Annotated in this window: 22 protein-coding genes, 1 tRNA gene and 1 pseudogene; 15 read left to right on the forward strand and 9 right to left on the reverse strand. The window is 72.1% G+C overall.

Translation table 11 applies throughout. The features are described from left to right. Nucleotides 1-29 precede the first annotated feature (29 nt). A tRNA-Val gene (locus NOSIN_RS14940) sits at nt 30-106 on the forward strand. A gap of 349 nt (nt 107-455) precedes the next feature. Here the strand turns inward: NOSIN_RS14940 and NOSIN_RS14945 are convergent. Next, nucleotides 456-779 carry a hypothetical protein gene (locus NOSIN_RS14945; RefSeq protein ID WP_077691327.1) on the reverse strand — a complete coding sequence of 108 codons (324 nt, stop codon included), beginning with the start codon at nt 777-779 and terminating at the stop codon, nt 456-458. A gap of 159 nt (nt 780-938) precedes the next feature. On the opposite strand from NOSIN_RS14945, the gene NOSIN_RS14950 reads away from it, so the two are divergent. From NOSIN_RS14950 to NOSIN_RS14960, 3 genes are all read left to right on the forward strand, one after another. After that, a complete protein-coding gene (locus NOSIN_RS14950) occupies nt 939-2,942 on the forward strand; it encodes a serine hydrolase domain-containing protein (protein ID WP_077691328.1) in 2,004 nt (667 codons plus the stop codon). 185 nt (nt 2,943-3,127) lie between these two features. Further along, nucleotides 3,128-4,540 carry a sensor histidine kinase gene (locus NOSIN_RS14955; protein ID WP_077691329.1) on the forward strand — a complete coding sequence of 471 codons (1,413 nt, stop codon included), beginning with the start codon at nt 3,128-3,130 and terminating at the stop codon, nt 4,538-4,540. Further along, nucleotides 4,515-5,171 carry a response regulator gene (locus NOSIN_RS14960; protein WP_077691330.1) on the forward strand — a complete coding sequence of 219 codons (657 nt, stop codon included), beginning with the start codon at nt 4,515-4,517 and terminating at the stop codon, nt 5,169-5,171. Before NOSIN_RS14955 ends, NOSIN_RS14960 begins: the two co-directional genes overlap by 26 nt. A gap of 57 nt (nt 5,172-5,228) precedes the next feature. On the opposite strand, the gene NOSIN_RS14965 is transcribed toward NOSIN_RS14960, so the two are convergent. The 3 genes and pseudogenes from NOSIN_RS14965 to NOSIN_RS14975 all read right to left on the reverse strand — a co-directional run bounded on the left by NOSIN_RS14965 (nt 5,229) and on the right by NOSIN_RS14975 (nt 8,068). Continuing rightward, nucleotides 5,229-6,593 carry a DUF2637 domain-containing protein gene (locus NOSIN_RS14965; protein WP_077691331.1) on the reverse strand — a complete coding sequence of 455 codons (1,365 nt, stop codon included), beginning with the start codon at nt 6,591-6,593 and terminating at the stop codon, nt 5,229-5,231. A 365-nt stretch (nt 6,594-6,958) separates the two neighbouring features. After that, nucleotides 6,959-7,270 (reverse strand): hypothetical protein, encoded by a 312-nt coding sequence (locus NOSIN_RS14970; RefSeq protein WP_077691332.1) that lies wholly within the window; start codon nt 7,268-7,270, stop codon nt 6,959-6,961. 100 nt (nt 7,271-7,370) lie between these two features. Further along, a pseudogene (locus tag NOSIN_RS14975) lies at nt 7,371-8,068 on the reverse strand (oxidoreductase). A 183-nt stretch (nt 8,069-8,251) separates the two neighbouring features. Here NOSIN_RS14975 and NOSIN_RS14980 point away from each other — a divergent pair. Continuing rightward, the gene (locus tag NOSIN_RS14980) at nt 8,252-8,776 is read left to right on the forward strand and encodes a MarR family winged helix-turn-helix transcriptional regulator (RefSeq protein WP_077691333.1); all 525 of its coding nucleotides are present in this window, start codon (nt 8,252-8,254) and stop codon (nt 8,774-8,776) included. A 149-nt stretch (nt 8,777-8,925) separates the two neighbouring features. On the opposite strand, the gene NOSIN_RS14985 is transcribed toward NOSIN_RS14980, so the two are convergent. After that, nucleotides 8,926-10,128 carry an MFS transporter gene (locus tag NOSIN_RS14985; protein WP_077691334.1) on the reverse strand — a complete coding sequence of 401 codons (1,203 nt, stop codon included), beginning with the start codon at nt 10,126-10,128 and terminating at the stop codon, nt 8,926-8,928. A gap of 64 nt (nt 10,129-10,192) precedes the next feature. Here NOSIN_RS14985 and NOSIN_RS14990 point away from each other — a divergent pair, with 64 nt between their 5' ends. From NOSIN_RS14990 to NOSIN_RS15005, 5 genes are all read left to right on the forward strand, one after another. Then, a complete protein-coding gene (locus tag NOSIN_RS14990; RefSeq protein ID WP_077693604.1) occupies nt 10,193-10,588 on the forward strand; it encodes a MerR family transcriptional regulator in 396 nt (131 codons plus the stop codon). Between the two features lie 124 nt (nt 10,589-10,712). Continuing rightward, nucleotides 10,713-10,919, forward strand: coding sequence for a hypothetical protein (locus NOSIN_RS27795; RefSeq protein ID WP_227015299.1), 207 nt, complete (start codon nt 10,713-10,715; stop codon nt 10,917-10,919). A 15-nt stretch (nt 10,920-10,934) separates the two neighbouring features. Further along, nucleotides 10,935-11,924 (forward strand): MFS transporter, encoded by a 990-nt coding sequence (locus NOSIN_RS14995; protein ID WP_227015298.1) that lies wholly within the window; start codon nt 10,935-10,937, stop codon nt 11,922-11,924. Between the two features lie 82 nt (nt 11,925-12,006). Further along, nucleotides 12,007-12,348, forward strand: a complete 342-nt coding sequence (locus NOSIN_RS15000; protein WP_077691335.1) for a MerR family transcriptional regulator — start codon at nt 12,007-12,009, stop codon at nt 12,346-12,348. Between the two features lie 166 nt (nt 12,349-12,514). Beyond that, entirely contained in the window at nt 12,515-12,703 is a 189-nt protein-coding gene (locus NOSIN_RS15005; protein WP_077691336.1) for a DUF2795 domain-containing protein, read from the forward strand. A 22-nt stretch (nt 12,704-12,725) separates the two neighbouring features. On the opposite strand, the gene NOSIN_RS15010 is transcribed toward NOSIN_RS15005, so the two are convergent. After that, complete coding sequence (locus NOSIN_RS15010) at nt 12,726-13,559, reverse strand: J domain-containing protein (protein WP_077691337.1); 834 nt, start codon at nt 13,557-13,559, stop codon at nt 12,726-12,728. Between the two features lie 119 nt (nt 13,560-13,678). Between NOSIN_RS15010 and NOSIN_RS15015 the strand changes: the two genes are divergently transcribed. Then, nucleotides 13,679-14,104: an Hsp20/alpha crystallin family protein gene (locus NOSIN_RS15015; RefSeq protein WP_193371962.1), complete on the forward strand. Its 426-nt coding sequence runs from the start codon at nt 13,679-13,681 to the stop codon at nt 14,102-14,104. Between the two features lie 165 nt (nt 14,105-14,269). Here the strand turns inward: NOSIN_RS15015 and NOSIN_RS15020 are convergent, their stop codons facing one another. After that, entirely contained in the window at nt 14,270-15,457 is a 1,188-nt protein-coding gene (locus tag NOSIN_RS15020) for a hypothetical protein (RefSeq protein ID WP_077691339.1), read from the reverse strand. A gap of 259 nt (nt 15,458-15,716) precedes the next feature. On the opposite strand from NOSIN_RS15020, the gene NOSIN_RS15025 reads away from it, so the two are divergent. The 3 genes from NOSIN_RS15025 to NOSIN_RS27250 all read left to right on the forward strand — a co-directional run bounded on the left by NOSIN_RS15025 (nt 15,717) and on the right by NOSIN_RS27250 (nt 18,004). After that, on the forward strand, nt 15,717-17,183 hold the full coding sequence (locus NOSIN_RS15025; protein ID WP_077691340.1) for an MFS transporter: 1,467 nt from the start codon (nt 15,717-15,719) through the stop codon (nt 17,181-17,183). After that, nucleotides 17,180-17,746 carry a TetR/AcrR family transcriptional regulator gene (locus NOSIN_RS15030; protein ID WP_077691341.1) on the forward strand — a complete coding sequence of 189 codons (567 nt, stop codon included), beginning with the start codon at nt 17,180-17,182 and terminating at the stop codon, nt 17,744-17,746. The genes NOSIN_RS15025 and NOSIN_RS15030 overlap by 4 nt, the downstream gene beginning before the upstream one ends. Before the next feature lie 84 nt (nt 17,747-17,830). Next, nucleotides 17,831-18,004 carry a hypothetical protein gene (locus NOSIN_RS27250; protein WP_170293715.1) on the forward strand — a complete coding sequence of 58 codons (174 nt, stop codon included), beginning with the start codon at nt 17,831-17,833 and terminating at the stop codon, nt 18,002-18,004. 31 nt (nt 18,005-18,035) lie between these two features. Here NOSIN_RS27250 and NOSIN_RS15035 read toward each other — a convergent pair whose 3' ends face one another. After that, a complete protein-coding gene (locus tag NOSIN_RS15035) occupies nt 18,036-18,512 on the reverse strand; it encodes a hypothetical protein (RefSeq protein WP_077691342.1) in 477 nt (158 codons plus the stop codon). A 246-nt stretch (nt 18,513-18,758) separates the two neighbouring features. On the opposite strand from NOSIN_RS15035, the gene NOSIN_RS15040 reads away from it, so the two are divergent. Further along, a complete protein-coding gene (locus NOSIN_RS15040; protein WP_077691343.1) occupies nt 18,759-20,072 on the forward strand; it encodes a PucR family transcriptional regulator in 1,314 nt (437 codons plus the stop codon). 72 nt (nt 20,073-20,144) lie between these two features. Here NOSIN_RS15040 and NOSIN_RS15045 read toward each other — a convergent pair whose 3' ends face one another. Beyond that, entirely contained in the window at nt 20,145-21,110 is a 966-nt protein-coding gene (locus NOSIN_RS15045) for an LLM class F420-dependent oxidoreductase (protein ID WP_077691344.1), read from the reverse strand. Between the last annotated feature and the right edge of the window lie 175 nt (nt 21,111-21,285).

Raw genomic sequence — 21,285 nt, forward strand, 5'->3', positions numbered from 1 at the left:
TAACAGGCTTTGCCTCATCCCCCCGATGAGGGCGATTAGCTCAGTTGGTTAGAGCGCTACCTCGACACGGTAGAGGTCACAGGTTCGAGTCCTGTATCGCCCACCAGCATCACCTCGGGCCAGAGCACACGCTCTGGCCCGAGTCGTTTCCGGGTCCTTCCCGCGTGGGGGCAGCCGGGAGAGCATCCTCTGAGCGGGTTCCTCCGGGAGCCCGCTCTCGCCGTCTCCACGGTGGCGCTCCTCCAGGAGCGGACTCACGGTGCGGGTCGGGCCGGCTCTCGGCCCGCGCCTTGTCCTCCACCGGCTGAAGGCGCGTCCGAGGGCCGGGTCCCTGTACGCCTGGGACCCGCCCCCTCGTCAGTACCGCCGGACACGAGGCCGCTCCGTGGCACTCCGTGTCCGTGCTCTGTGTGTCCGTGCTCTGTGCGGTCGCGGCACGCGACCGGCGGCGGGGACTACGCGCCGTCGACCGGAGCCCGGTCCAACACGCGCAGGCCGAAGGACTCGAGGCGCCAGAGGTGTTCGAAGTCCTCACGGGCCTCGGCTTCGCCGACCTCCGGGAAGCAGTCCTGGATGCCGGCCGGGTTCCACAGGATGGTGACGTCCCCGGTGCCGTCGACGCTCCGGAATCGGAAGGCTCCGCCCCGCGAGCCCGCCCGGGGTGCCGCTCGCCACAGTCCCTCCACGACGGAGCGGCGGCCCGGCGTGCGGACCGCCGCCCGCGTGGTCGGCGTCTTCGCCTGTCCCACCGCACGGACCCGCTTCCCGAACGTGTTCACCGCCGACTCGTGGGGGAGGCCGCCTCCCCCACAAGTCGTAGGCGCGATGCCGTCCTGCGCCAGAAGACCCGGCACCGCCGGTGTTGGGAGTGTGGAGTCTCCACCGCGCCGGGCGACCCGCTTGGGTCCGTCCGCCCGGCGCCATCGACTCCCAGGAGAATGTCCGTGATCACCACCGACGACACCGGCCGCGCCTCCCTGGCCCGGCGCCCCGCACGGGGACGGTGGCGCTGGCCCGCCGCGCTCCTCGCCACGGCCACGCTCGCGACCGGCTGCGCCCCCGCCGACGCCCCTCCGGAACCCGCCACCGGGGACACGGCCACCGCCCCGCTGACCCGGGAGAACGTCGACGCCTGGCTCGACGAGACGGTGCCCGCGGCCCTGGAGGACGGCGGCATCGCCGGGGGCGCCGTGAGCGTCGTGCACGACGGAGAGCTGCTCACCGCCCGCGAGTACGGGTACGCCGACGTCGAGGCGGAGAAGCCCGTCGACGCCGAGGACACCCTCTTCCGTGTGGCGTCGGTGTCGAAGAGCTTCACCGCCACCGCGGTCATGCAGCTCGTCGAGGCGGGAGAGCTGGACCTGGACACCGACGTCGAGGAGTACGTCGACTTCGAGCTGGAGCGCACGTTCCCCGCCGACATCACGCTGCGCCACCTGTTGACGCACACCGCCGGCTACGAGGAGCGGATCGCCGGGGCGATCCTGCCCGAGGGCACCGAGGCGGACCTGCGCGAGTCCGTCAGCGTCGACCCGCCGCACCAGCTCTACGTACCGGGAACGACGCCCGCCTACTCCAACTACGGCTACGCGCTCGCCGGCTACATCGTCGAGCACACCAGCGGGACGCCCCTCGACGACTACTTCCGGCAGAACATCTTCGAGCCCGCCGGCATGACCTCCTCCACCCTGGCCCAGCCCCTCCCGGAGGAGCTGCGGTCCCGGCTCTCCAACGGCTACGTGACCGCGGACGGGCCGCCCCGGGCGTTCGAGACGGTCTCGGACTCCCCGGCGGGGGCGGTGACGTCGTCCGCCACCGACATGGCGCGGTTCATGCTCGCGCACCTGGGAGACCTCGACGACGAGGGAGGGGGCCTGCTCCAGCCCGACACGCGTGCGCTCATGCAGGAACCCGGCCTGGCCTCCGACAGCCTAGGCGGCCTCGCCGAGGGGTCGCGGATGACCCTCGGGTTCTTCGAGGAGGACCGCAACGGTCAGCGCGTCCTCGGCCACGGGGGTGACTCCACCGTCTTCCACTCCCACATGCAGATCCTCCCCGAGCAGGACGCCGGGATCTTCCTGAACTTCAACAGCGACGGGAAGGAGTCCGCGGTCTACCACCTCCGCAGCACCCTGCTGGAGGGGTTCGCCGACCGCTTCTTCCCGCCCCCGGGCGGCGGGGCCGACGGCGACGCGGAATCGCCGACCGCGCAGGAGCACGCGAGGATGCTCGAAGGAAGCTACGCGTCGTCCCGGTCGATTCAGAGCAACTTCATGGCGGCCTACTACGCCGTCGACGGCGCGACCCGCATCACGGCCAACCCGGACGGGACGATCGTCGTGAACCCGGCGCCGGAGTCACTCGGCCCGGGACTGTACGAGGAGGTCGAGCCCTGGGTCTGGCGCGAGGTCGGCGGGCACCGCCTGCTGGCGGCTCGCCTGGCCGGCGGAGAGGTCGAGGCGTTCGGCGGCGCGGCGTCCACCTACCTGCCCGCCGGCCCGGCCCAGACGCCATCGGTCGTGGTGCCCGTTCTCGGTGCCTCCCTGCTGGTGCTGGTGCTCACCATGCTCTCCTGGCCCGTCGGCGCCCTCGTCCGCCGGTGGCGGTCCCTGCCCAAGCCCGGCCCGGCCGGCCGACGGGTCCGGGTGCTGACCCGGGTCGGTGTCGCCGCGGTCGTGGTCGCCGCCGCCGGGTGGATCGGTGTCGTGGTGGTGCTCTCCCAACTCCAGGACGTCCCGACGTTCGTCCTCCGGCTGTTGCAGGTCCTGCAGTTGCTGGGCCTCGGCGCGATCGTCCCGTCGGCGATGGCCCTCACGGGCGACATCGGCCGCAAGGCGGGATGGGCCAGGTACGCGGGCGGTGCGCTGGTCCTGCTGGCACTGCTCGGTATGGGCTGGATCGCCCTCTTCCTCAACTTCCTCTCCCCCAGCGTGAGCTACTGACCGTGTCCCGGCGGGGGGTAACCGGTCCGGGTCCGGCCCCCGTTCACCGTGAGGTGGACGGGGGTCCCCGCACGTCCGGGGCCGACCCGTTCCAGCCTCCGCGAGGAACCGTCCGCCGGCGGCGTGTGAGGTCTCGGCCCGCGCTACCCTCATCCCCTCCTCCACACACGAAACCAGGCGGAAGCATGACGCTCGAAGGCACGGCGCACTCCGAGAACACCGAGGCCGCGGGGATCCGTGATCCGCCCGGAACACCGATCTCCCGCCCGCTGGCGCTGCTCGACGCCGGACTCGACCGTCTGGGGCTGCGCGGGCCGTTCGCCCGCGATCTCGCTCTTGGCGTGCTCGTCGCGCTGGTCTCGACCGGCATGCTCCTATCGCTGCAGGTCGTGGCCGGTTCCTCGGGAGCGGCGTTCACACCGACCGCCCTGACCGTCATCGCCGTCCTGGCATGCGCGCAGTCGCTGGTGCTGTGCGTGCGCAGGCGTGCTCCCCTCCTGTGCCTGTCCGCCGTGGTGGCGGCCCAGGCGGGGATGTACGTGTTCCTGCCCGGCGACGTCGCCTTCCAAGGACTGGCGTCGTTCTTCGTGGCCTACACCTGCGGAACCCTCCTCTCGCTGCGGCGGCTGCTCTGGACCGTCGTGGCGGTCACGGCCGTCCTGGGCGTCTGCGGCTTCGTGTTCGCGCTGCCGCCCTTCACGTCGCTGTCGCCCCCCGCCGAGGTGGACGGCCCCCTGGTGGCGGGGGTCACGCAGGCGCTGGCCGGGCTGCTCGGCTTCGGCGTGGTCGGCTTCGTCGGCAACGACGTGGCCGCGCGTCGACGCTTCGCCCGGCTGGAGCGGCGCAGGGCGGCCGAGGCGCAGCGGGAGAGAACGAACAACGCCATCAGGGCGGAGCGCGCCCTCATGGCACGGGAACTGCACGACATCGCGGCGCACCACCTCTCCGGAATGGTGGTCCAGACGGGCGCGGCCGAGCAGTTGGTCGGCCGCGACGACCGGGCGGCCAGAGAGGCCATCGCCTGGGTCCGGGCCCAAGGCAGGGAGACCCTCGACAGCCTGCGCATGGTGGTCGGTGCCCTGCGGGAGCCCGGGGAGCATCCGTACGGCACCGGTGGCGGGGCCGACGGCGCGCCCGTTCCCGGGATCGCCGTACTCGGCCACCTGGTCGAACGGGAGCTGGCGCTGGGAGGCAGCGTCACCCTGCGACGCACCGGCCACGCCTACGACCTGCCGCCCGTTGCCGACGTCACCTTCTACCGGGTCGTCCAGGAGGCGCTGGCCAACGCCCGGGACCACGCCTCGGGAGCGCACGTGTGCGTGGAACTGCACTACCGGGAGTCCGAGATCGTGCTCCAAGTCGAGAACGGGCCCGGCCTCGAACGCGAGGAGGCACCGGGGCACGCACGCGGACTGGGCCTCATCGGGATGCGGGAGAGGGCCGAGCTGATCGGCGCTGTGCTCAGGACAGGGGCGACGGATTCGGGCGGATGGCGTGTCCGGCTTACACTGCCCTTCACACGAGGGATCTCGGCCGACCGGGCCGATCATGTCACCGCGAAGGATGCCTTTCATGATCAGGGTGGCTCTGGTGGATGACCAGTTCGTCGTCCGGGCGGGTTTCCGGGTGATGCTCGAGGTCGCCGACGACATCGAGGTGGTCGGGGAGTGCGGTGACGGTCCGGCCGCCGTCGGGCTCGTCGAGCGCGTGCGGCCCGACGTCGTGTGCATGGACGTGCGCATGCCCGGGGGCGACGGGCTGACGGCCACCCGCGACATCCTGGCCCGGGCCTCGGGAACCCCTCCGGCGATCCTCGTGGTGACCACGTTCGACCTCGACGAGTACGTCTTCGGCGCGCTCGAGGCCGGAGCCAGCGGGTTCGTCCTCAAGGACATCGCGCCCGACGACCTGGTCGCGGCCGTGCGCCGACTCGCCAACGGGTACGCCCTGGTGGACCAGGCCGTGACCCGGCGGGTCATCACGGAGTTCGCCAGGCGCAAGCCCGTACGCGTGAGGGACACCGGGTCGGGCGACCTGCTCACGGAACGCGAGACCGACATCGTGCGGCTGCTCGCCCTGGGCATGTCCAACGTCGAGATCGCGGAGAAGCTCGTCATCGAGGCGAGCACCGTCAAGTCACACCTGGGACGGGTGATGACCAAGATCGGGGTCCGCGACCGGCTTCAGACCGTCGTCTGGGCGTACCGCAACGGAGTGGCGGCGCTCTGAGGGGGCGGCCCCCTGAGAGGTGACGGCCTCCGGTGGCCGGGGGGTCCGCCCCGCGTGTCAGTGCTCCGGGCGGGCCGTGGCCAGCGCCGGAGGGGCGCCCTCGCGCTGTTCGCCCTCGCCCTCGTCGTCGCGCCGTTCGCCCTCGTCGTCGCGCCGTTCGCCTTCGTCGTCGCGCCGTGCCTGGTCCTGGCCGGGTGTGTGTCCCGGGATGTCCACCCCCAGGCGCTGGTGGGTGATCTCGTTGCGGTAACGGCGCGCCGTGCTCGGGGAGGCGTTGATGTACCGGGCGAGCTCGCTGTCGGTGATCCCGGGGAAGGACCGCATGAGCTCACGCACCCGCTGGCGCTTCTGCGCGGGCGCGAGCGGCTCCGCGGGAGGGGTCTCCTCCACCCTGCTGGCGCGCGGGGTGGAGGAGGAGTGCGTGCCCCGCGCCCGGGAGGCGGCGCGGGTCCGCGACGACGCGGTGCCGGAGGTTTCGGCCCGCTCACGCCCCGTGGTGTCGGCCCGCTCCCGCTCGGTGTGGGCCGGGGCGGTCGGGCGGCGGCGGCCGGTGCCGCCGGCCAGGGCCGCCACCTCCGCGGCGGTCATGGCCACCGCGTGCGCGGTCATGGCCCGGGTCAGCTCGTAGGCGGTGTCGAGGTCGTAGCCGTTGTTGAGCATCCACCGCAGGTGCCGGGGGGTGTGGCGGCGCCAGGTACGGCCGTGCTGCTCGCGCAGCATGGCGTAGGCCAGCTGGCGGCGCTGCTCGCGCTCCAGGGCCTGGGGGTAGGACGTGATGCCCCAGCCCAGCATGAGCCGGGCCACCTTCATGGTGGAGAGCGGGTGGGCGATCCACCGCCCCACGGGAATACGGTCAGCGGACTGGCCGTGCGCGATCCCGGCCAGATGGCGCACCCAGGCCGCCACCCCCTCAGCGATGAGGATGATGACGATGGGCGGGCCGGCGTGGCCCAGGTAGGAGGCGGTGGAGCCGTCCCCCTGGCTCACGTTGAGGATGATGGTGATGGCCGACAGGGCGTAGGCCGCCCACCGGTTCAGGGGGTGGCGCCGGCCCTGCCACTCCATGAGCAGGTCCATGGCCAGGAAGTAGACGATGACCGCGTCGATGCCCAGCGGGAAGAGGAAGCGCAGGTCACCGCCGTTGATCGCGTCCAACTGGGTGCGGGCCAGCCAGGTGGCCGCCTCGTACAGGGCGGCGTAGCTCATGGTGAACGCGACCAGGATCAGTGCCAGCGCCACCACGGCGATGACGGCGGTGGCCACCAGGTAGCCGCCGTGCAGGGGCGCCGTCCCCGAGTCCCCCCGCACGCGCGCGGGTCTGCGGGAGGCCAGGCGGCGCATGCCCCACACCGCCAGTACCGTGACGGCCAGGGCGGCCGCGGCGATCAGCGACCACAACGGGAGGGGCAGGGATTCGGACATGAATTCTCCAGAGCAGGCGGGGACCCAAACGAGTGTGACAGAGCCCGATTGCGCAGAAACTCCGGAATCGCCCCCCTTGCCGGGACCTGGAGGGAGAGCACCCCGCGCTCCCTGGCGAAATGCCGGATGCTCCTGCCGGAAAAGGGTGGGGATCGACTCGCTCCTGTGACCTGGGGCGGACGCCGTGTCGTCCTCGGCCCCCGCGGAGGAGGACACGGTCGCCCCGGCCGCTATCCCGGCCGGCCGGGAACCCGTGTCCGGATGACGCGTCGCCCGGTCAGTTCACGGACGCGCCCCCGCCGGCCCCGGCCCCGGTGACGACCCCCACGCGGTTCGTCTCGTGCCGTGCGGACACCGCCGCTCCCTCAGAAGCGGACCATGCCGTCGGCCAGCGCGGGATAGCCGGTGTATCCGCGCTCTTCAGCGCCGTAGGCCCTGGACATGTCGGGCTCGGCCAGCTCAGCCCCCGCCGCCGGCCGTTCGGGCAGGCCCGGGTTGGAGACGAAGAGCCCGCCGAACGAGACCGGGTCGGTCGCGCCCTCCTCGACGGGGGCGAGGTGCTCCGGCCCCGTCCCCGTCCCGGGCGTGGCCGGGTCGAGGACCTTGGCTTCCTCCCTCTCCCGAAGGGAAAGGGATTCCGGGCAGACCTTGCGGCCCGGTGGCGCTACGCGCCTCACGGCACGCGCTGGTTCCTGCTTCACAGACATGGCATCCCAGAGGTCTCCACAGGCTGGCACGGTTCGCCCCGAGAGGTGAGGCCATCCGCGTGATCCTTGGTTATCGGATCAGAACACGGAGCAGCGTACCTTTCTTGTTCTTGTCCCCGGGGTGGCTGTCCCCGTCCCGAAGGACGGGGTCTGCGCCACTGGGAAATCTGACCGCCTCGGCGACGGCCGAGGCGGTTTCGAGGGCGAAGCGGGCCCCGTCGCGGGGAGAGGAGGAGCCCCACTCGTCCGTCCGCGGGTTCGCTTTCGTGGAGGGGAACTGGTGGATGAGGTAGCCGTTCGCCCCGTGGAGCCCGACCCCGTCGAAGCCGGCGGTGACGGCGTTCTCGGCCGCGGCGGCGAAGTCGCGGATCGTCTGTCCGATCTCCTCCGCGCCGAGTTCCCGCGGGAGGACGAGGTCCTGGAGGCCCTCCCGCGTGAAGATCCGGCCCCGCGCCCTCACCGGGGACGGACCGACGGTGTGGTGGGAGGTCCGGTAGTCGGACGGGTGGCCGATGCGGCCGGTGTGCATCAGTTGGGCGTAGACCACTCCGCCCTCGGCGTGGACCGCGTCCGTGACCCCGCGCCAGCCGGCGATCCGGGCGTCGGTGTGCAGGCCCGGGTGTTCGGGTGGCCCTGGCCGACGGCGTTGGGCCGGATGCCCTCGGTGATGATCAGCCCGGCACCGGCGCGCTGGGCGTGGTACGTCGCCGTCATGCCGGTCGGGGCGAGGTCCGGGCCGAACGCCCTGCTGCGGGTCATCGGGGACATGACGATCCGGTTCCTCAGCTCGTGTCGGCCGACGCGTCCGGGTGTGAAGGCTGCTCGCACTGCCTCCCCTCGCTTTGTTGTTCAATCAACCAACCTCACCATGTCACCCCCAGTAGGCCCGATCAAGCCTTACGGCGAAAAAGGTTGTCCGGACAAACGTGGCGGCTGTCCTAGACTGGGCCGGTGAGTACGACGAACGACGCCGACGACACGGCCGCCGCGGGCACGGCCGCCGCGGGGCCGGACCGGAACCGGGTCGCCGGTGCGGGACCCGTGAGCCACGCGATCTTCCGGGTGGCGCGCATCCACAAACTGCTCGCCGGGCAACTGCTGCGCGAGGTGGGCCTGTATCCGGGTCAGGAGCTGCTGATGATGCGGCTCTGGGACGAGGGCCCGCAGCGGCAGACCGACCTGGTCGCCGTTCTCGACGCCGACGCGCCGACCGTCACCCGCTCCGTGCGGCGACTCGAACGCGCCGGGTTCGTGCGGCGTTCGCCCAGTCCGACGGACGGACGGGTGACGATCGTCGAGGCGACCTCCGCGAGCATGGGGCTGCGGCAGGCCGTCGAGCGCATCTGGGCGGACCTGGAGCGGATGACGGTCGCCGACATGGACGACGACCGGCGGGAGGGCGTGCTTCGCGCGCTCGGTGAGCTCGAACGCAACCTGTCCGCCTCGGAGGAGGGCCGCAGGGGTCGGCGTCGCTGAGGTGGAGCCGACGTCCGCTCCGCCCGTTCGGGCAGCCGCCCGGCCCGCCCACGCAGAATTGCGGCCCCGTCGCCGTCGTCGGACACCGGCCGGTGGGCACGTGCGCCGCAAGGCGCCTCACCCCACTGGCCGGGCCTTGGCTCCGGTGTTCACACGGCCGTTCCCACGCCTCTGGCCGGGAACCCGTGCACCCGTGCGGCGAGCACGATGAGTAGCACCGGCACCAGGAGAAGCAAAACGCTCCATGGGAGGGCGCCGAACCCCGGCACGCTGAGGAGGATGCCGCCGGCGACTCCGCCACCCGCCATCGCCGCGTTCCAGAGGGTGACGAGCACGGCCTGCGCCGGATCGCCTCCGGCGTCGGTCGCCGCGGTCTGCAACAGCGTGGGAACACCGCCCCAGCCGAGCCCCCAGAGCGCCACCGCCAGGTAGACCATCACGGGACTCTGTGCCAGTACCGCCAGGATCATGGCGGCCACGCCGATCAGGACGATGCCCGCGATGGTCAGGGGCCGCAGCCTGCGGTCGATGTGGGCTCCCACGACCCAGATGCTGACCATGGAGGTCGCACCGAAGAGCAGGAGAACGACACCGACGAGGCCGCCCATACCGACACCTTCCAGGAAGGCGGCGATGTAGGTGTAGAGGATGGTGTGGGCCAGCACGTAGAGCAGGGTGACGACGAGGACCGGCACCACACCGGGAACGGTGAGGGCGCGCAGGACCGAAGTACGGTTTCCCGGCTTCTGCCCGGAGCGGTCGGGAGCGGCCAGGATGATCCAGCCGACCACCGCGATTGCGAGCAGGGACATGAGGGAGAACGTGATCCGCCAGCCGAGGAGACCACCGACGAAGGTCCCCGTAGGCACTCCGAGGGACAGGGCGATCGGGATCCCCGCCATGACGATCGCGATCGCCTTGCCCCGCATGTGTGCGGGGGCCATCCGGCGCGCGTATCCGACGAGCATTGCCCAGGCCAGGCCTGCCGCCACCCCCGCGACGAAGCGAGCCACCATGGTCAGGACGTAGTCGTCCGAGAAGGCCGTGACGGTGTTGGCCACGGCGAAACCCATCATGGCCGTCACCAGCAGCCTCTTGCGCCGCCACCCTGCGGTGGCCGCGGTGAGGGGAATGGCGGTGAGGGCGGTGCCGATCGCGTAGACCGTCACCACCTGCCCCATCGCGGACTCGCTAACCCCCACGTCCGCGCTCATCAGTGGAAGCAGTCCCGCGGGCAGCGTCTCGGTCAGGACCGTGATGAAGACCGCCGTGGCCAGTGCGAGCAGAGAGGCCACGGGGAGCTTCTGGCTTGTGTCGCTGTTCTCGGGCTGGTGTGTGCTGTCAATGGGCATGGCCGCATACTGGAAGCCTCACACTTATGTGAAGGTCAATCGCGGCCCCAGTGAGGTGGACCACATGCTCATCGGTGAGTTGTCGGAGCGCACCGGCGCCTCACGTCGCCTGCTTCGCTACTACGAGGAGCAGGGACTGATCGCCTCCCGGCGCTGCCAGAACGGCTACAGGGACTACGACGAGCGCTTCGTGGACCGGGTGGTACAGATCAGGGGACTGCTCGACGCGGGCCTTCCCACCAGGATCATCAGGCAGATCCTTCCATGCCTCGACCAACCCAGGACGATCCACTTCTCCGACGCCACACCGGAGATGATCGCCACCCTGGAGCGGGAACGGGACCGTATGACCAGCCGCATCGACTGTCTGTCCCGCAACAGGGACGCGGTATCCGAGTACCTCGACGCAGTACGCGACAACCGCTCTCGTGAGGCGGTCGGTACAGAGCCGGACACGTGAGCGCGTCCGTCCTCCCCGCACGGGGCCGTGGCCACCGACCCGCGATTCCAGGGGAATCCGGGCGCAGCGCTTGAACCTGACACCAGTGTCAGTACCTAGCGTGATCCGCATGCACGGAAAACCAGTGAGTCGCAGACCGCCGTTCTGGCTGTTCGTCCTCTTCGTCGTCCTCCTCGCCACGGCGACCGATGAGTTCATCATCGCGGGGATCCTCCCCGCCATCGCCTCGGACCTCGACGTGTCCGTCGCCGCGGCCGGACAACTGGTCACGGTCTTCGCCGTGGTCTACGCCCTGGGCGCGCCCACCATGGCCGTCACCCTGGAGAGGTAGCCGAGGCGAACCGTGATGGTGGTCGGACTCCTCGTCTTCGCCCTGGCCAACGCGGGCGCCGCGGTCGCGCCCGGCTACTGGACCCTCATGGGCACGAGGGCCGTCGCGGCCCTGGCCGCGGCCGTGGTCACGGCGGCGGCCTTCGCCACCGCCGCCGCACGCGCCCCGGAGGGACAGCAGGGGCGCTACCTCGCCGTCGTCACGGCGGGCATGACGGTCGCGCTGATCACCGGCGTCCCCCTGGGCGCCTGGCTGGGCGGAGCGGTCGGCTGGCGCGCCACCTTCGTGCTCATCGCCTCCGTGGGCGTGGCCGCGGCCCTGGGCCTGCTGGCCTCCGCGCCCGGGGTTCCCGGCGGTGCGCCCGCCCCTCTGCGCGAGCGGCTCGGTCCGCTGGGCGATCCGGCGGTCCTGCGCTGTGTGGCGATCACCTTCCTCGCCGCCAGCGGAGGACTGATGTTCTACAGCTACCTGTCCGTCTACACCGCGCAGGTCTCCTCCGACTCCTCCACGCTTCTCACCTCGCTGCTCTTCGTCGTCGGTGTCGCCGGACTGGGAGGGGCCCTGGTCAGTGGCCGCTGGGCGGACTCGCTGGGACCGCAGCGCGCCCTCTCCGCGGTCGTCGGCGGCCATGTCCTCGGCCTCGGGATGCTCGCGGCCCTGGCCTTCACCGGCTCGGGGCATCCCCTGGTCATCGGTGCGCTGGTCGCCTTCTGGGCCGTGTTCGCCTGGGGGCTCAACCCGCCCGTCCAGGGCAGCGTCCTCGCGGCGGCCGGCCCGGGAAAGGGCATGACGGCGCTCGCGGCGAACATCGCGGGCCTCTACCTGGGCGCCGGCGTCGGCGGCGCCCTGGGAGGAGTCGTCGTCGGGACCGTCGGGGTGGCCTACCTGCCCCTGGCCTCCACCGCTCTGATGCTGGCCGCACTGGCGCTCACGCTGCGGCCCGCACGCCAGAACCCGCCTGTGGGAGCCGGGGCCCGGCGGAGTGCCCCGACCGGAGCCGGGTGAGGTCACGGATGCGGGCCGCCCCGCCATGGCGGCGCCGCGGTGTGGGCGTCGCTCCCGGACCCCGCGAAGGTACGCTGGCTCCGTGAGGATCGGGGAGCTTTCCGAGCGCACGGGTGCCAGTCGAAGGTCGCTGAGGTACTACGAGCAGCAGGGACTCCTGTACTCGCGCAGGACCGGCAAGGAGTGGCGTGAGTACGACGAGGACGCCGTCGTGCGGGTCCGCAACATCCGCGAACTCCTCGACGCGGGCCTGACCGTCGCCGACCTCCGCCCCCTCGCCCCCTGCCTGGGAGAGGCGCTCGACCCGGAGTACTGCCACCGGGTCCTGGAGATCTACAACAGCCGCCTCACGGAACTGGACCGCAGGATCTCCGACCTCTCCGACCACCGCGAGCGGCTCCTGGGACGCATCGGAAACCGGTAGCGCCGGGCCCGCCCCGCGCCCCGGCCAACGCGTGCGAGGGGTTCATCCGCATATCGGTGGACTCGTCACCGGGCCGAACGGCGTTTTGCCTTCCGGCGCGATTGGCGCCGTGGGGGTCGGGTAGACGACTGGCGCCGTGTGTACCAGCACAGAACAGGAGGCCGCCATGGCCAGCATCAACCCCATTGAGCTGCAGAAGGCACTCAAGGGCGCCGACTATCCCGCCAGCCGCGACGACCTGGCGTCGCTGGCGAAGAACAACGGCGCGGGCAGTGATCTGGTCGAGAGGATCTCGAACGCCAAGACGGAGCGGTTCGACGGTCCGGACGACGTGCAGAAGGCCGTGTTCGGCTGACACGGACCGCGGGCACCGCTGCTCATCGGCGCGGTTCCCTCCCAGGGCGGGGCAGCGTGCCGCCGAGGTGTTCCAGTGCGGCGCGCTGCCCGGGCGTCAGGCCCCCCGCGGGAACGTCGACGGTGACGTCGAGGACCAGGGCGCCGGCGCCGTCCGCGCGGGTGCGGGACGGTACGCCCTGGCCTGGAAGCCGGATGGTGGCGCCCGGCGCGGTACCGGGCGCGACGGGCACGGTGATCTCCCTGCCGTCCAGCGAGGTGATGGCGACCCGCGCACCGAGGACGGCCTCCGCGTAGCTCAGCACGAGCGTGGTGCGCAGGTCCTCCCCCACCCTCCGGTAGAACGGGTGCTCCTCCACCAGCACGGTCACCACGAGATCGCCGGGAGCCCCACCGTGGGAACCCGGCCGCCCGTGGCCGGGCACACGCAGGCGGGAACGGTGCTCCGTCCCGGCCGGGACGGCGACGTCCACGGTGCGGCCGTCGCCGAGCGCGACGGTCACGGCGGTGCCGTAGACTGCCCGGGCCAGGTCCAGGCGGACCGTGAACGTGGCGTCGGAGCCGCGGCGCGGCCGCTGGCCGCGCACCCGTACCGGGATGCGGACGCCTCGGCGGGGTGGAGGGGTGTGGCCGCCGGTGCCGCGATCGGCACCGCGATCGGTGTCGCGGCCGCCCCGGTGGCGGGGGTCCATGAGGGCCTCGTAGGCGCTGCGGACGCGGATGTAGGCGGCGTGGTCCCCACCGGGGGAGTCCGGGTGGTAGCGCCGTGCCAGTGCGCGAAAGGCCCGGACGACCTGCTCCCTCGTGGCTCCGGCCTCCAGTCCCAGCACGGCGTGGGGATCCTCCCGAGAGGACATGGCCCCTCCTTCCCCATGGAGGTTTCCTTACCTGCTCACGATGTTTATTCTCCATCGGCCGTGGTATAAAACTTGCGTCAGTTGGCATCAGGTAATCTCAGCAAGCAGGAGGTGGCGTGATGCTGATGCGCACGGATCCGCTTCGTGAGTTCGACCGGATCGCCCAGCGCCTTCTCGACGGCTCCGTCCGTCCGGCCGCCATGCCGATGGACGCCTACCGTGACGACGGCTCCTTCGTGGTCCACTTCGACCTGCCCGGTGTGCGGGCCGACTCCATCGACCTGGAGGTCGAGCGGAACGTGCTCACCGTCAGGGCCGAGCGCACCGGCGCGTCGGCGGAGGGCCGGGAGATGGTCGTGGCCGAGCGGCCTTCGGGCACGTTCTCCCGTCAGCTCTTCCTGGACGAGGCGCTGGACCTCGACAACATCGTCGCGGACTACACCGACGGCGTCCTCACACTGCGCGTGCCGGTGGCCGAGCAGGCCAAGCCGCGCAAGATCAGCGTCAGCGGGGGCGAGGGCCGGACCCGCCGGCTCGACGCCTGATCCAGTCCGTACCAGCGGGGGCCGGGGACGCACCCTCCCGGCCCCCGCTACCGTCGGGCGGCCCCGCCGCACCCGTCCTCGGGCCGCTCCCGGCCCCCGGCCGTATCCGCCCCGCGACCCCGGCCGGCCGGCTCCCCGCGGCTCTCCCCGCCGCCCGCCACGGCGTCATCCGGACGTGTCCCCGCGGGTCTCCCGGTGCTTCTCGGCGTTCTCCTCGAACTTGGTGCGGCGCTCACGCTCCCGCGCGCTGTAGGCGGCCTCTCGGACGGCCGCCTGGTCCTCGAAGCTGGAGCCGAGCGCGCCCGCCATGGTTCCCAGGGAGCTGGCCAGCCAGGCGATGGAGACGTAGCTCCCCAGCCCCGGGGGGTGGCCGAGAGCCGACTCCATGACGCTGCCGGCGATGACCACCAGGGCCTCCGTGAGCGTCACCCCGAGCAGTAGGACGTACATGCACGCCACGCCGATCCCCACGGTGCAGACGGTGGAGACGTTGTACAGCACCGCTTCCTCCCGCTGGTGCCGCTGCCTCGGACTCACCCACAGCCCGTTGTAGACGATGAGCCAGACCGTCATGGCCGTCAGCGCGAACACGCTGATCAGTGACAGGCGCAGCGGACTGAGTGCGTCGGCGATGTTCCACATCGAGTTGTAGAACACACCGAAGGAGCCGGTGGCGGCGGCCGCGGCGAACGCGCTGGAGAGGCTGGGCACGAGCCGCCACGGCCGGTTGCTGCGCACCATGCCCAGCAGCAGGCGTACCCGTCCGCGCAGTCCGACCAGCACCAGGTACTCGTCCATGTCGTACTCGGCTCCGACGTCGCGGACCGGGGAGGCGAACGTGACGAGGCGGTGCCCCGGCTGCTGCGACGCGGCCCCGCTCCCGCGCCCGCGGTCCGGGTCCTCGGCGGTCATCCGGTCGACGAGGTGGACGACCGCCTGCCACACGTGGGCGCGCATCCGTATCCAGCCCGTGGCGGGAAGCGAGAGCATCGCCAGCCTGTGCGCCTTGCTGAGGCTGAAGAGCAGCGGCCGCCTCCCCACGCGCCGGGGCAGGTCCGTCAGGGCGACCACGTACTCCCACTCCTCCTCCGCCGAGGCGCTGCGGGCGATCGAGTCGAGGGGGACGTCGTCGTGTCCGTCGAGGACGAGCGGTTCGGAGCGTACGCTCACCCGCCACCGCACCGTGTCGTCGACCTTCTCCGACAACACGTCGGCCAGCTTCTCGGCCATCTGCTCCGCCATCTTGGCCGGCAGGCCGGGATCGGCGAGGAAGCCGATGCGAATGCTCCGGTCGTCCTCGGATCCCTCGTCCTTCGACACCGCCACCACGTCCTGTTCCACCGGATCGATCACGTCGCGGACCGACGGCTACCCAATGCCACTTCGCTGACACCGAGGAGAAGCGGCACCGGCCCACGAGTGAGAAGGGTCCCAATCAGCGCGAGGGCTTTGACCTCCAAAGGTGTAACAGTGTTTACTCGATGGGGGTGAACGATCGTTCACCCCCTCTCCTCCCCTCAGGCACCTACCCGACCGGCTCGAACGAACGTGTCCGGAGCGTGCGCCCGAACACTTCCGCGCCCCACTCGTGCGCGTCGTCCCTGGAGGCCCAATGACGTCCGTCCCACGCGTGCCCGCCTGGGCCACCACGGGAATCCTCACCCTCTGCGGGCTGATCGTCTCGCTACAGCAGACGCTCGTCATCCCCCTGCTGCCGGACATGCCGCAGATCCTCGGCGTCTCCGCCGACGACACGTCCTGGCTGGTCACCGCCACCCTCCTGACGGGTGCCGTGGCCACGCCGATCGTCTCCCGTATGGCCGACATGTACGGCAAGCGCAGGATGCTGCTCATCTCCCTCGCGGTCATGACCGTGGGCTCGCTCGTCGCGGCGCTCGGCGGCGGCTTCCCGTTCCTGATCGCCGGCCGCGCCATGCAGGGGTTCGGCGCCTCCCTGATCCCCGTGGGGATCAGCATCATGCGTGACGAACTGCCCAGGGAGAAGCTCTCGGGGGGCATCTCCCTGATGAGCGCCACCCTCGGCATCGGCTCCGCCCTGGGACTGCCGCTCTCCGGTGTGCTCTACAGCGCGTTCGGGTGGACCTCCCTGTTCTGGTCCACCGCGCTCGTGGGGGCGGTCCTCATGGTCGCCATCCGCCTGCTGATCAACGAGTCCCCGCAGCGCTCCTCCGGCCGCTTCGACGTCGTCGGCGCGATCATGCTCTCGGTCGTCCTCGTCGGCTTCCTGCTCGCGCTGTCCAAGGGCTCCTCGTGGGGCTGGGCCAGCGGACAGGTCATCGGCCTGACCGCGCTCTCCGCGGTCACGCTCGCGGTCTGGGTCCCCCTCCAGCTGCGGACCCGCGACCCCATGGTGAACCTGCGCACGGCCTTCCGGCCCGCGATGCTGCTGACCAACGTGTCCTCGTACTTCGCCGGGTTCGCGATGTTCCTGAACGGCCTGGTCACCACCCAGGAGCTCCAGGTCCCCGAGGACACCGGGTACGGACTGGCCCTCCCCGTGGTCACCGCCGGGCTGGCGATGGTGCCGAGCGGCCTGATGATGCTGTGCTTCTCCCCGGTCTCCAGCCGCATGCTCGACCGGTGGGGCGGGAAGCCGACCCTGCTGACCGGTTCGACGGTCATGGGCCTGACCTACCTGTGGAGGGTGTTCAACTCCGACACCGTCCTGAACGTGGTGCTGGGCAACATGTTCGTCAGCATCGGCACCGCCATCGCCTTCGCCTCCATGCCCGCCCTGGTCATGGCGGTCGTGCCCCGCAGCGAGACCGCCTCGGCCAACGGGCTCAACACCCTGGTCCGCTCACTGGGCACCTCCAGCGGCAGCGCCGTGATCGCGCTGGTCTTCGCGTCCCTGACCGTGAGCGTGGGCGGGGCGGTGTTCCCCTCCGAGGAGGCCATGGAGCTGGTCCACTGGCTGGGTGTGGCGGTGGCCCTGGCCAGTGTGCTGGTGGGAGCGCTCATCCCGACCCTGCGCAGCGGAGGGGACGGGGAGTACGGGACCATCGTGAGGGCGTCCGGGCCCGGGAGCGCCAAGGAGTCCGTGGGGGTGAGACCGTGACCAGGTCCGACAGCCGCAGCACCATCATCGCCGCGGCGCGAGAGCTCTTCTCCGAGCACGGCTACAAGGGGGTGACCATCCGCGACATCGCCGCCGCCGCGGGGGTGTCCCCCGCCCTGGTGATCAAGCACTACCGCAGCAAGGCCGAGCTCTTCAACGAGATGGGGCCGCACGAGGTCCCGCTCGCCGAGCTGGACCTGCCCCGTTCCGGCATCGGCCGCGCCCTGGTACAGAAGGTCCTCACCCGGCGGGAGCACGGCGTCCCCGACAGCTGGCTGATCGTCGCCGCCCACGTCCGCGACTCCCCCGAGCCCGACCGCTCCCGCGAGGAGACGCGCGGGAAGCTCCTGGACGGCGTCGGCGCCCTGATCGGGGACACCACACCCGAACGCCGCTACGCCAGTGCCATCTCCTGCCAGATGCTCGGCCTCGCCGAGGGCGTCCGCGTCCTGGGCCTGTTCCCCGAGGACGAGGTCTCCCGCGACGCGCTGCTGGAGCTGTACGCCCCGCTCGTCCAGCAGCAGGTCGACGCCTGTGCGCGGGCCTGCCCGGACCCGCGCTGAGGCGTGGCCCCTCCCCGGGCCCGGCCCCGGTCCGCCGACCGGCCGGGGGCACCGACCTCCACGGCGTCTGGTAAGCCAGGTGGGGTGGACAACCGGAAGAACCCCAAGGACCAGGACGGCGCCCAGCCGTCGAGCCCGGCGAACCAGGCAGGTCCGGCGGACCCGTCCGAAGGACTGCTCGCCCGGTGGATCTGGCAGCTCGTCACCGTGGTGGTCGTGATCGGCGGCATGGCCTTCGGCTACGCCCTCTTCACCTGAACCGGGCCTCCCGCCGTGGGGACCGGCCTCCTCAGGCGCCGCCCAGGGAGACGCCCGGCAGACGGGTGGCGACCCACTGTCCGTCGGAGTCCTGACGCAGCTCCAGGGAACCGGGGTCCTCCTCGGGGTGGACCAGGGTGACCGTGACGATGGAGGTGTCGCCCCCCAGGTCTGTGCTCATGGCGGTCTCACCGGTCTCGACGCCCTCCCCGTTCTGGAGGGACTCGGCGTAGGGGGGAAAGGCCGCCGCGCAGTCGGCGGCCCCGTGCGCGTCCGCCAGGGCCTTCCGGGCGGCCTCGTCCATCAGCGCGCAGCCCGCCTCGCCGTCGGCCGCCTGGAGGGAGGCCACGAATCCCTCGGCGGCGCGCAGCGCCTCGGCCGGGACGTCCCCGCCCTCCTGGCCCGCGGCTTCCCGCCCGGCGTCCCCGCCTCCGGTCTCCTCCCCGGAACAGGCCGTGACGGCCAGCAGCAGGGCCAGGGGCAGCGTGAACAGCGGGGACCGTCTCATCGGAGCGCCTTTCGAGGGGGTCGCGGGGAAAGGGCGGCGTGTCCGCACCATTGTTACCGCATCCACCCGCTCCGTGACCAGAACACCTCCGGCGGGCGGGGAGAGGCCGGGGTTGTCCGCGAGGCCCGGCTCTGGTGGTATGGGAACGCGGTCCCCCTCCCCCGGGGGCGACCGAGCTTTCTGGCGCACAGAGCACGCGCGGGCGTGCCACGGGCGGCTCCGCCGTGCGTCCGCGCCGGAGGTGACATGACCTATCCCCCGCGGGAGAGCCCTCGGACGGACCCGTTCGCGCGGATCCCCCCGGAGCTGGGTGCCCGGCTGCGCCCGCTGGTGCCGCCCCTGGTGGAGGAGGCCCTGGAGGGCGTCCGGCGCCGGGCGCGAAGCCACCCCCCGCCCCTGGAGTCCGCCGACGCCGAGGGACAGCGCCGGGTGATCGGCGCGGGGGTGCACGCGTTCCTGGACCGGGTGGAGAGCGGCGGACGCTCCCCCGGGCACGTGGACGCGCTGGCAGCCGAGTTCCGGGCGTTCGGAGCCGGCGAGGCCCGGCACGGGCGCACCCTGGAGTGCCTGCACACGGGGATGCGCACGGCGGCGGCCGTGGCGTGGCGGAGGCTGGCCGACGCCGACGCGCTCACCCGTGACCACATGGCGGTGCTGGGAGAGGCGATCTTCGCGTTCCAGGAGGAGATCTCGACCGCCGCCGGGGAGGGGCACGCACGGGTGCGCGGCGCGGGTGCGGACGCGCTGCGCCGCCGCCGGGCGCGGCTGCTGGAGGTGCTGCTGGCCGAGGCGGGCACGGAACAGGAGGCCCGGACGGTGCCGGCGCTGGCCCGGGCGGCCCGGTGGCGGGTACCCGACCGGGTGGCGGTGGCGCTGCTGTACCGGGAGGCGCCCGGTACGGCGGTGGGCGGGACGCCGGTACCCGGGACGGCGCGCGGGGACACGGGCACGGCGGCGGACGTGCCGTCGCCGACGGGTGCGCTCCCCGCCGTGTCCGCGCTGCCGTCGGACGTGCTGGTGGATCCGGACCGGGCGGAGCCGTGTGCGCTGGTGCCCGACCCCGAGGGGCCGGGGCGGCTGCGGTCGCTGGAGCGCTCGCTGCGCGGTGCGTGCGCGGTGCTGGGGCCGAGCGTGCCGCTGGACCGGGCACCGGCGTCGCTGGCGCGCGCCCGCGACCTGGCGGAGCTGGTGCGGACGGGCGCGGTGCGGGGCGGGGGCGTGGTGCGGTGGAGCGACCACCTGCCCGCCCTGCTGCTGACGCGGGACGCCGGCCTGGTCGCGGAGATGGCGCGGTCCCGGCTGGCCCCGCTGGCGCGGTTGCGCCGGCCGCAGCGGGAGCGGATGGCCGACACGCTGCTGTCCTGGCTGGAGTCGGGGCTGAACGCCAACGAGGCGGCGGAGCGGCTGCACATCCATCCGCAGACGGTGCGCTACCGGATGCGCCGGCTGGAGGAGTTGTTCGGTGCGCGGCTGCGCGACCCCGGCGAGCGCTTCGAACTGGAACTGGTGCTGCGGGCGCGCCGCATCCTGGGCCCGGTGGAGGAGGGCGGGCCGGAGTGAGGGCTCCGGCGGGGAGCCCGGCGGGAGTCCGGTACGGAGATCCCGCCGGGCCCTCCCGGCGGAGCGGTCGCGTCAGTCCCCCGGGGCGAGTGCCCGCACGACGGCGGCCGGGTCCTGGCCGGGCGGGCCGATCGGCGCGATCACCGGGGTGGTCACACCGTTGGACATGTAGGCCCGGATGCGCTCACGGCAGTACTCGGCGGGACCGTGCACGATCAGGTCGTCCACCACCGAGTCCGGGATCGCGGCCAGCGCCCCCTTGCGGTCGCCCTCGTCCCAGGCCTTCCACATCGGGTTCAGCTCCTCGCGGCCCAGCCACTCGTGGAACGCCCGGTAGACGGGGACGTTGAGGTAGGCGGAGATGGCCCACCGGCCGATCCGGCGGGCGGTGTCCGCGTCGGCGCCGGGGATGGCGAAGATGCGCGCGACGACCTCCTTGTCCTCACCGGACTGCCGCACGTAGGGGGTCACCTGGCGCACGTCCTCCGCCGACAGCCAGTTGATGATGGCGCCGTCGCCCTCGCGTCCGGCGAGCTTGAGCATGCCCGGGCGCAGGGCCGCCACCAGCAGCGGCGGGGCCTGTTCGGGGACCGCCCCGAGTGTGAAGCCCTTGACGCTGAAGGTGTCGTAGTCGGCCTTGACCTTCTCCCCGGTGAGCGCGGTCCGCAGGAAGCGCACCGTGTCGCGCACCTTCTTGTACGGCTCCTCGAAGGGGATGGAGTTCCACCGCTCCACGATCACGTTGGAGGAGGTGCCGATCCCCAGCGCGAACCGGCCCGGCGCGGCGGCGGCCATGGTGGCGGCGCTCATCGCCAGGGTGGCGGGACCGCGCGTGTACGCGGGCACGATCGCGGTGCCCAGGCGCAGCCGGGGAGCCCACACACTGGCCAGGGCGAGCGGGGTGAAGGCGTCGGTGCCGTTGGCCTCGGCCGACCAGGCGTCGGTGTAGCCCAGGTCGGGCATCTGTTCGATGATGGACCGCTGCTCGGGGAGCGGGACCCCCTCCAGCGGAATGGTGATGCCCCAGCGAGTGGTCATGGCGACTCCCTGTCGGTGTTCGAAGGACCGAATCCGATTCTTGTCGACAAGACCGTACCGCCCGGTCGGTTTGTTGTCTCGGAGCGCCTCCCCTCATACACCGCGAGACGGCCCCCGTCTTCCGACACGGCGCCTCGTCCCGAGACGCACGCTCCCTGTGAGGCGTATGTTCGTA

The organism is Nocardiopsis sinuspersici (assembly GCF_001998325.1).
GTDB lineage: Bacteria > Actinomycetota > Actinomycetes > Streptosporangiales > Streptosporangiaceae > Nocardiopsis > Nocardiopsis sinuspersici.

What these genes read in the sequence shown, in the direction of transcription:
- NOSIN_RS14990 (WP_077693604.1), top strand. Translation starts at nt 10,193, where the DNA reads ATGCTCATCGGTGAGTTGTCGGAGCGCACCGGCGCCTCACGTCGCCTG.
- NOSIN_RS14985 (WP_077691334.1), bottom strand. Translation starts at nt 10,128, where the DNA reads ATGCCCATTGACAGCACACACCAGCCCGAGAACAGCGACACAAGCCAG.
- NOSIN_RS15010 (WP_077691337.1), bottom strand. Translation starts at nt 13,559, where the DNA reads ATGTCCTCTCGGGAGGATCCCCACGCCGTGCTGGGACTGGAGGCCGGA.
- NOSIN_RS14965 (WP_077691331.1), bottom strand. Translation starts at nt 6,593, where the DNA reads ATGTCCGAATCCCTGCCCCTCCCGTTGTGGTCGCTGATCGCCGCGGCC.
- NOSIN_RS14955 (WP_077691329.1), top strand. Translation starts at nt 3,128, where the DNA reads ATGACGCTCGAAGGCACGGCGCACTCCGAGAACACCGAGGCCGCGGGG.
- NOSIN_RS14950 (WP_077691328.1), top strand. Translation starts at nt 939, where the DNA reads ATGTCCGTGATCACCACCGACGACACCGGCCGCGCCTCCCTGGCCCGG.
- NOSIN_RS15035 (WP_077691342.1), bottom strand. Translation starts at nt 18,512, where the DNA reads ATGAGACGGTCCCCGCTGTTCACGCTGCCCCTGGCCCTGCTGCTGGCC.
- NOSIN_RS15025 (WP_077691340.1), top strand. Translation starts at nt 15,717, where the DNA reads ATGACGTCCGTCCCACGCGTGCCCGCCTGGGCCACCACGGGAATCCTC.
- NOSIN_RS15015 (WP_193371962.1), top strand. Translation starts at nt 13,679, where the DNA reads ATGCTGATGCGCACGGATCCGCTTCGTGAGTTCGACCGGATCGCCCAG.
- NOSIN_RS14960 (WP_077691330.1), top strand. Translation starts at nt 4,515, where the DNA reads ATGATCAGGGTGGCTCTGGTGGATGACCAGTTCGTCGTCCGGGCGGGT.
- NOSIN_RS15040 (WP_077691343.1), top strand. Translation starts at nt 18,759, where the DNA reads ATGACCTATCCCCCGCGGGAGAGCCCTCGGACGGACCCGTTCGCGCGG.
- NOSIN_RS15005 (WP_077691336.1), top strand. Translation starts at nt 12,515, where the DNA reads ATGGCCAGCATCAACCCCATTGAGCTGCAGAAGGCACTCAAGGGCGCC.
- NOSIN_RS15045 (WP_077691344.1), bottom strand. Translation starts at nt 21,110, where the DNA reads ATGACCACTCGCTGGGGCATCACCATTCCGCTGGAGGGGGTCCCGCTC.
- NOSIN_RS14995 (WP_227015298.1), top strand. Translation starts at nt 10,935, where the DNA reads ATGGTGGTCGGACTCCTCGTCTTCGCCCTGGCCAACGCGGGCGCCGCG.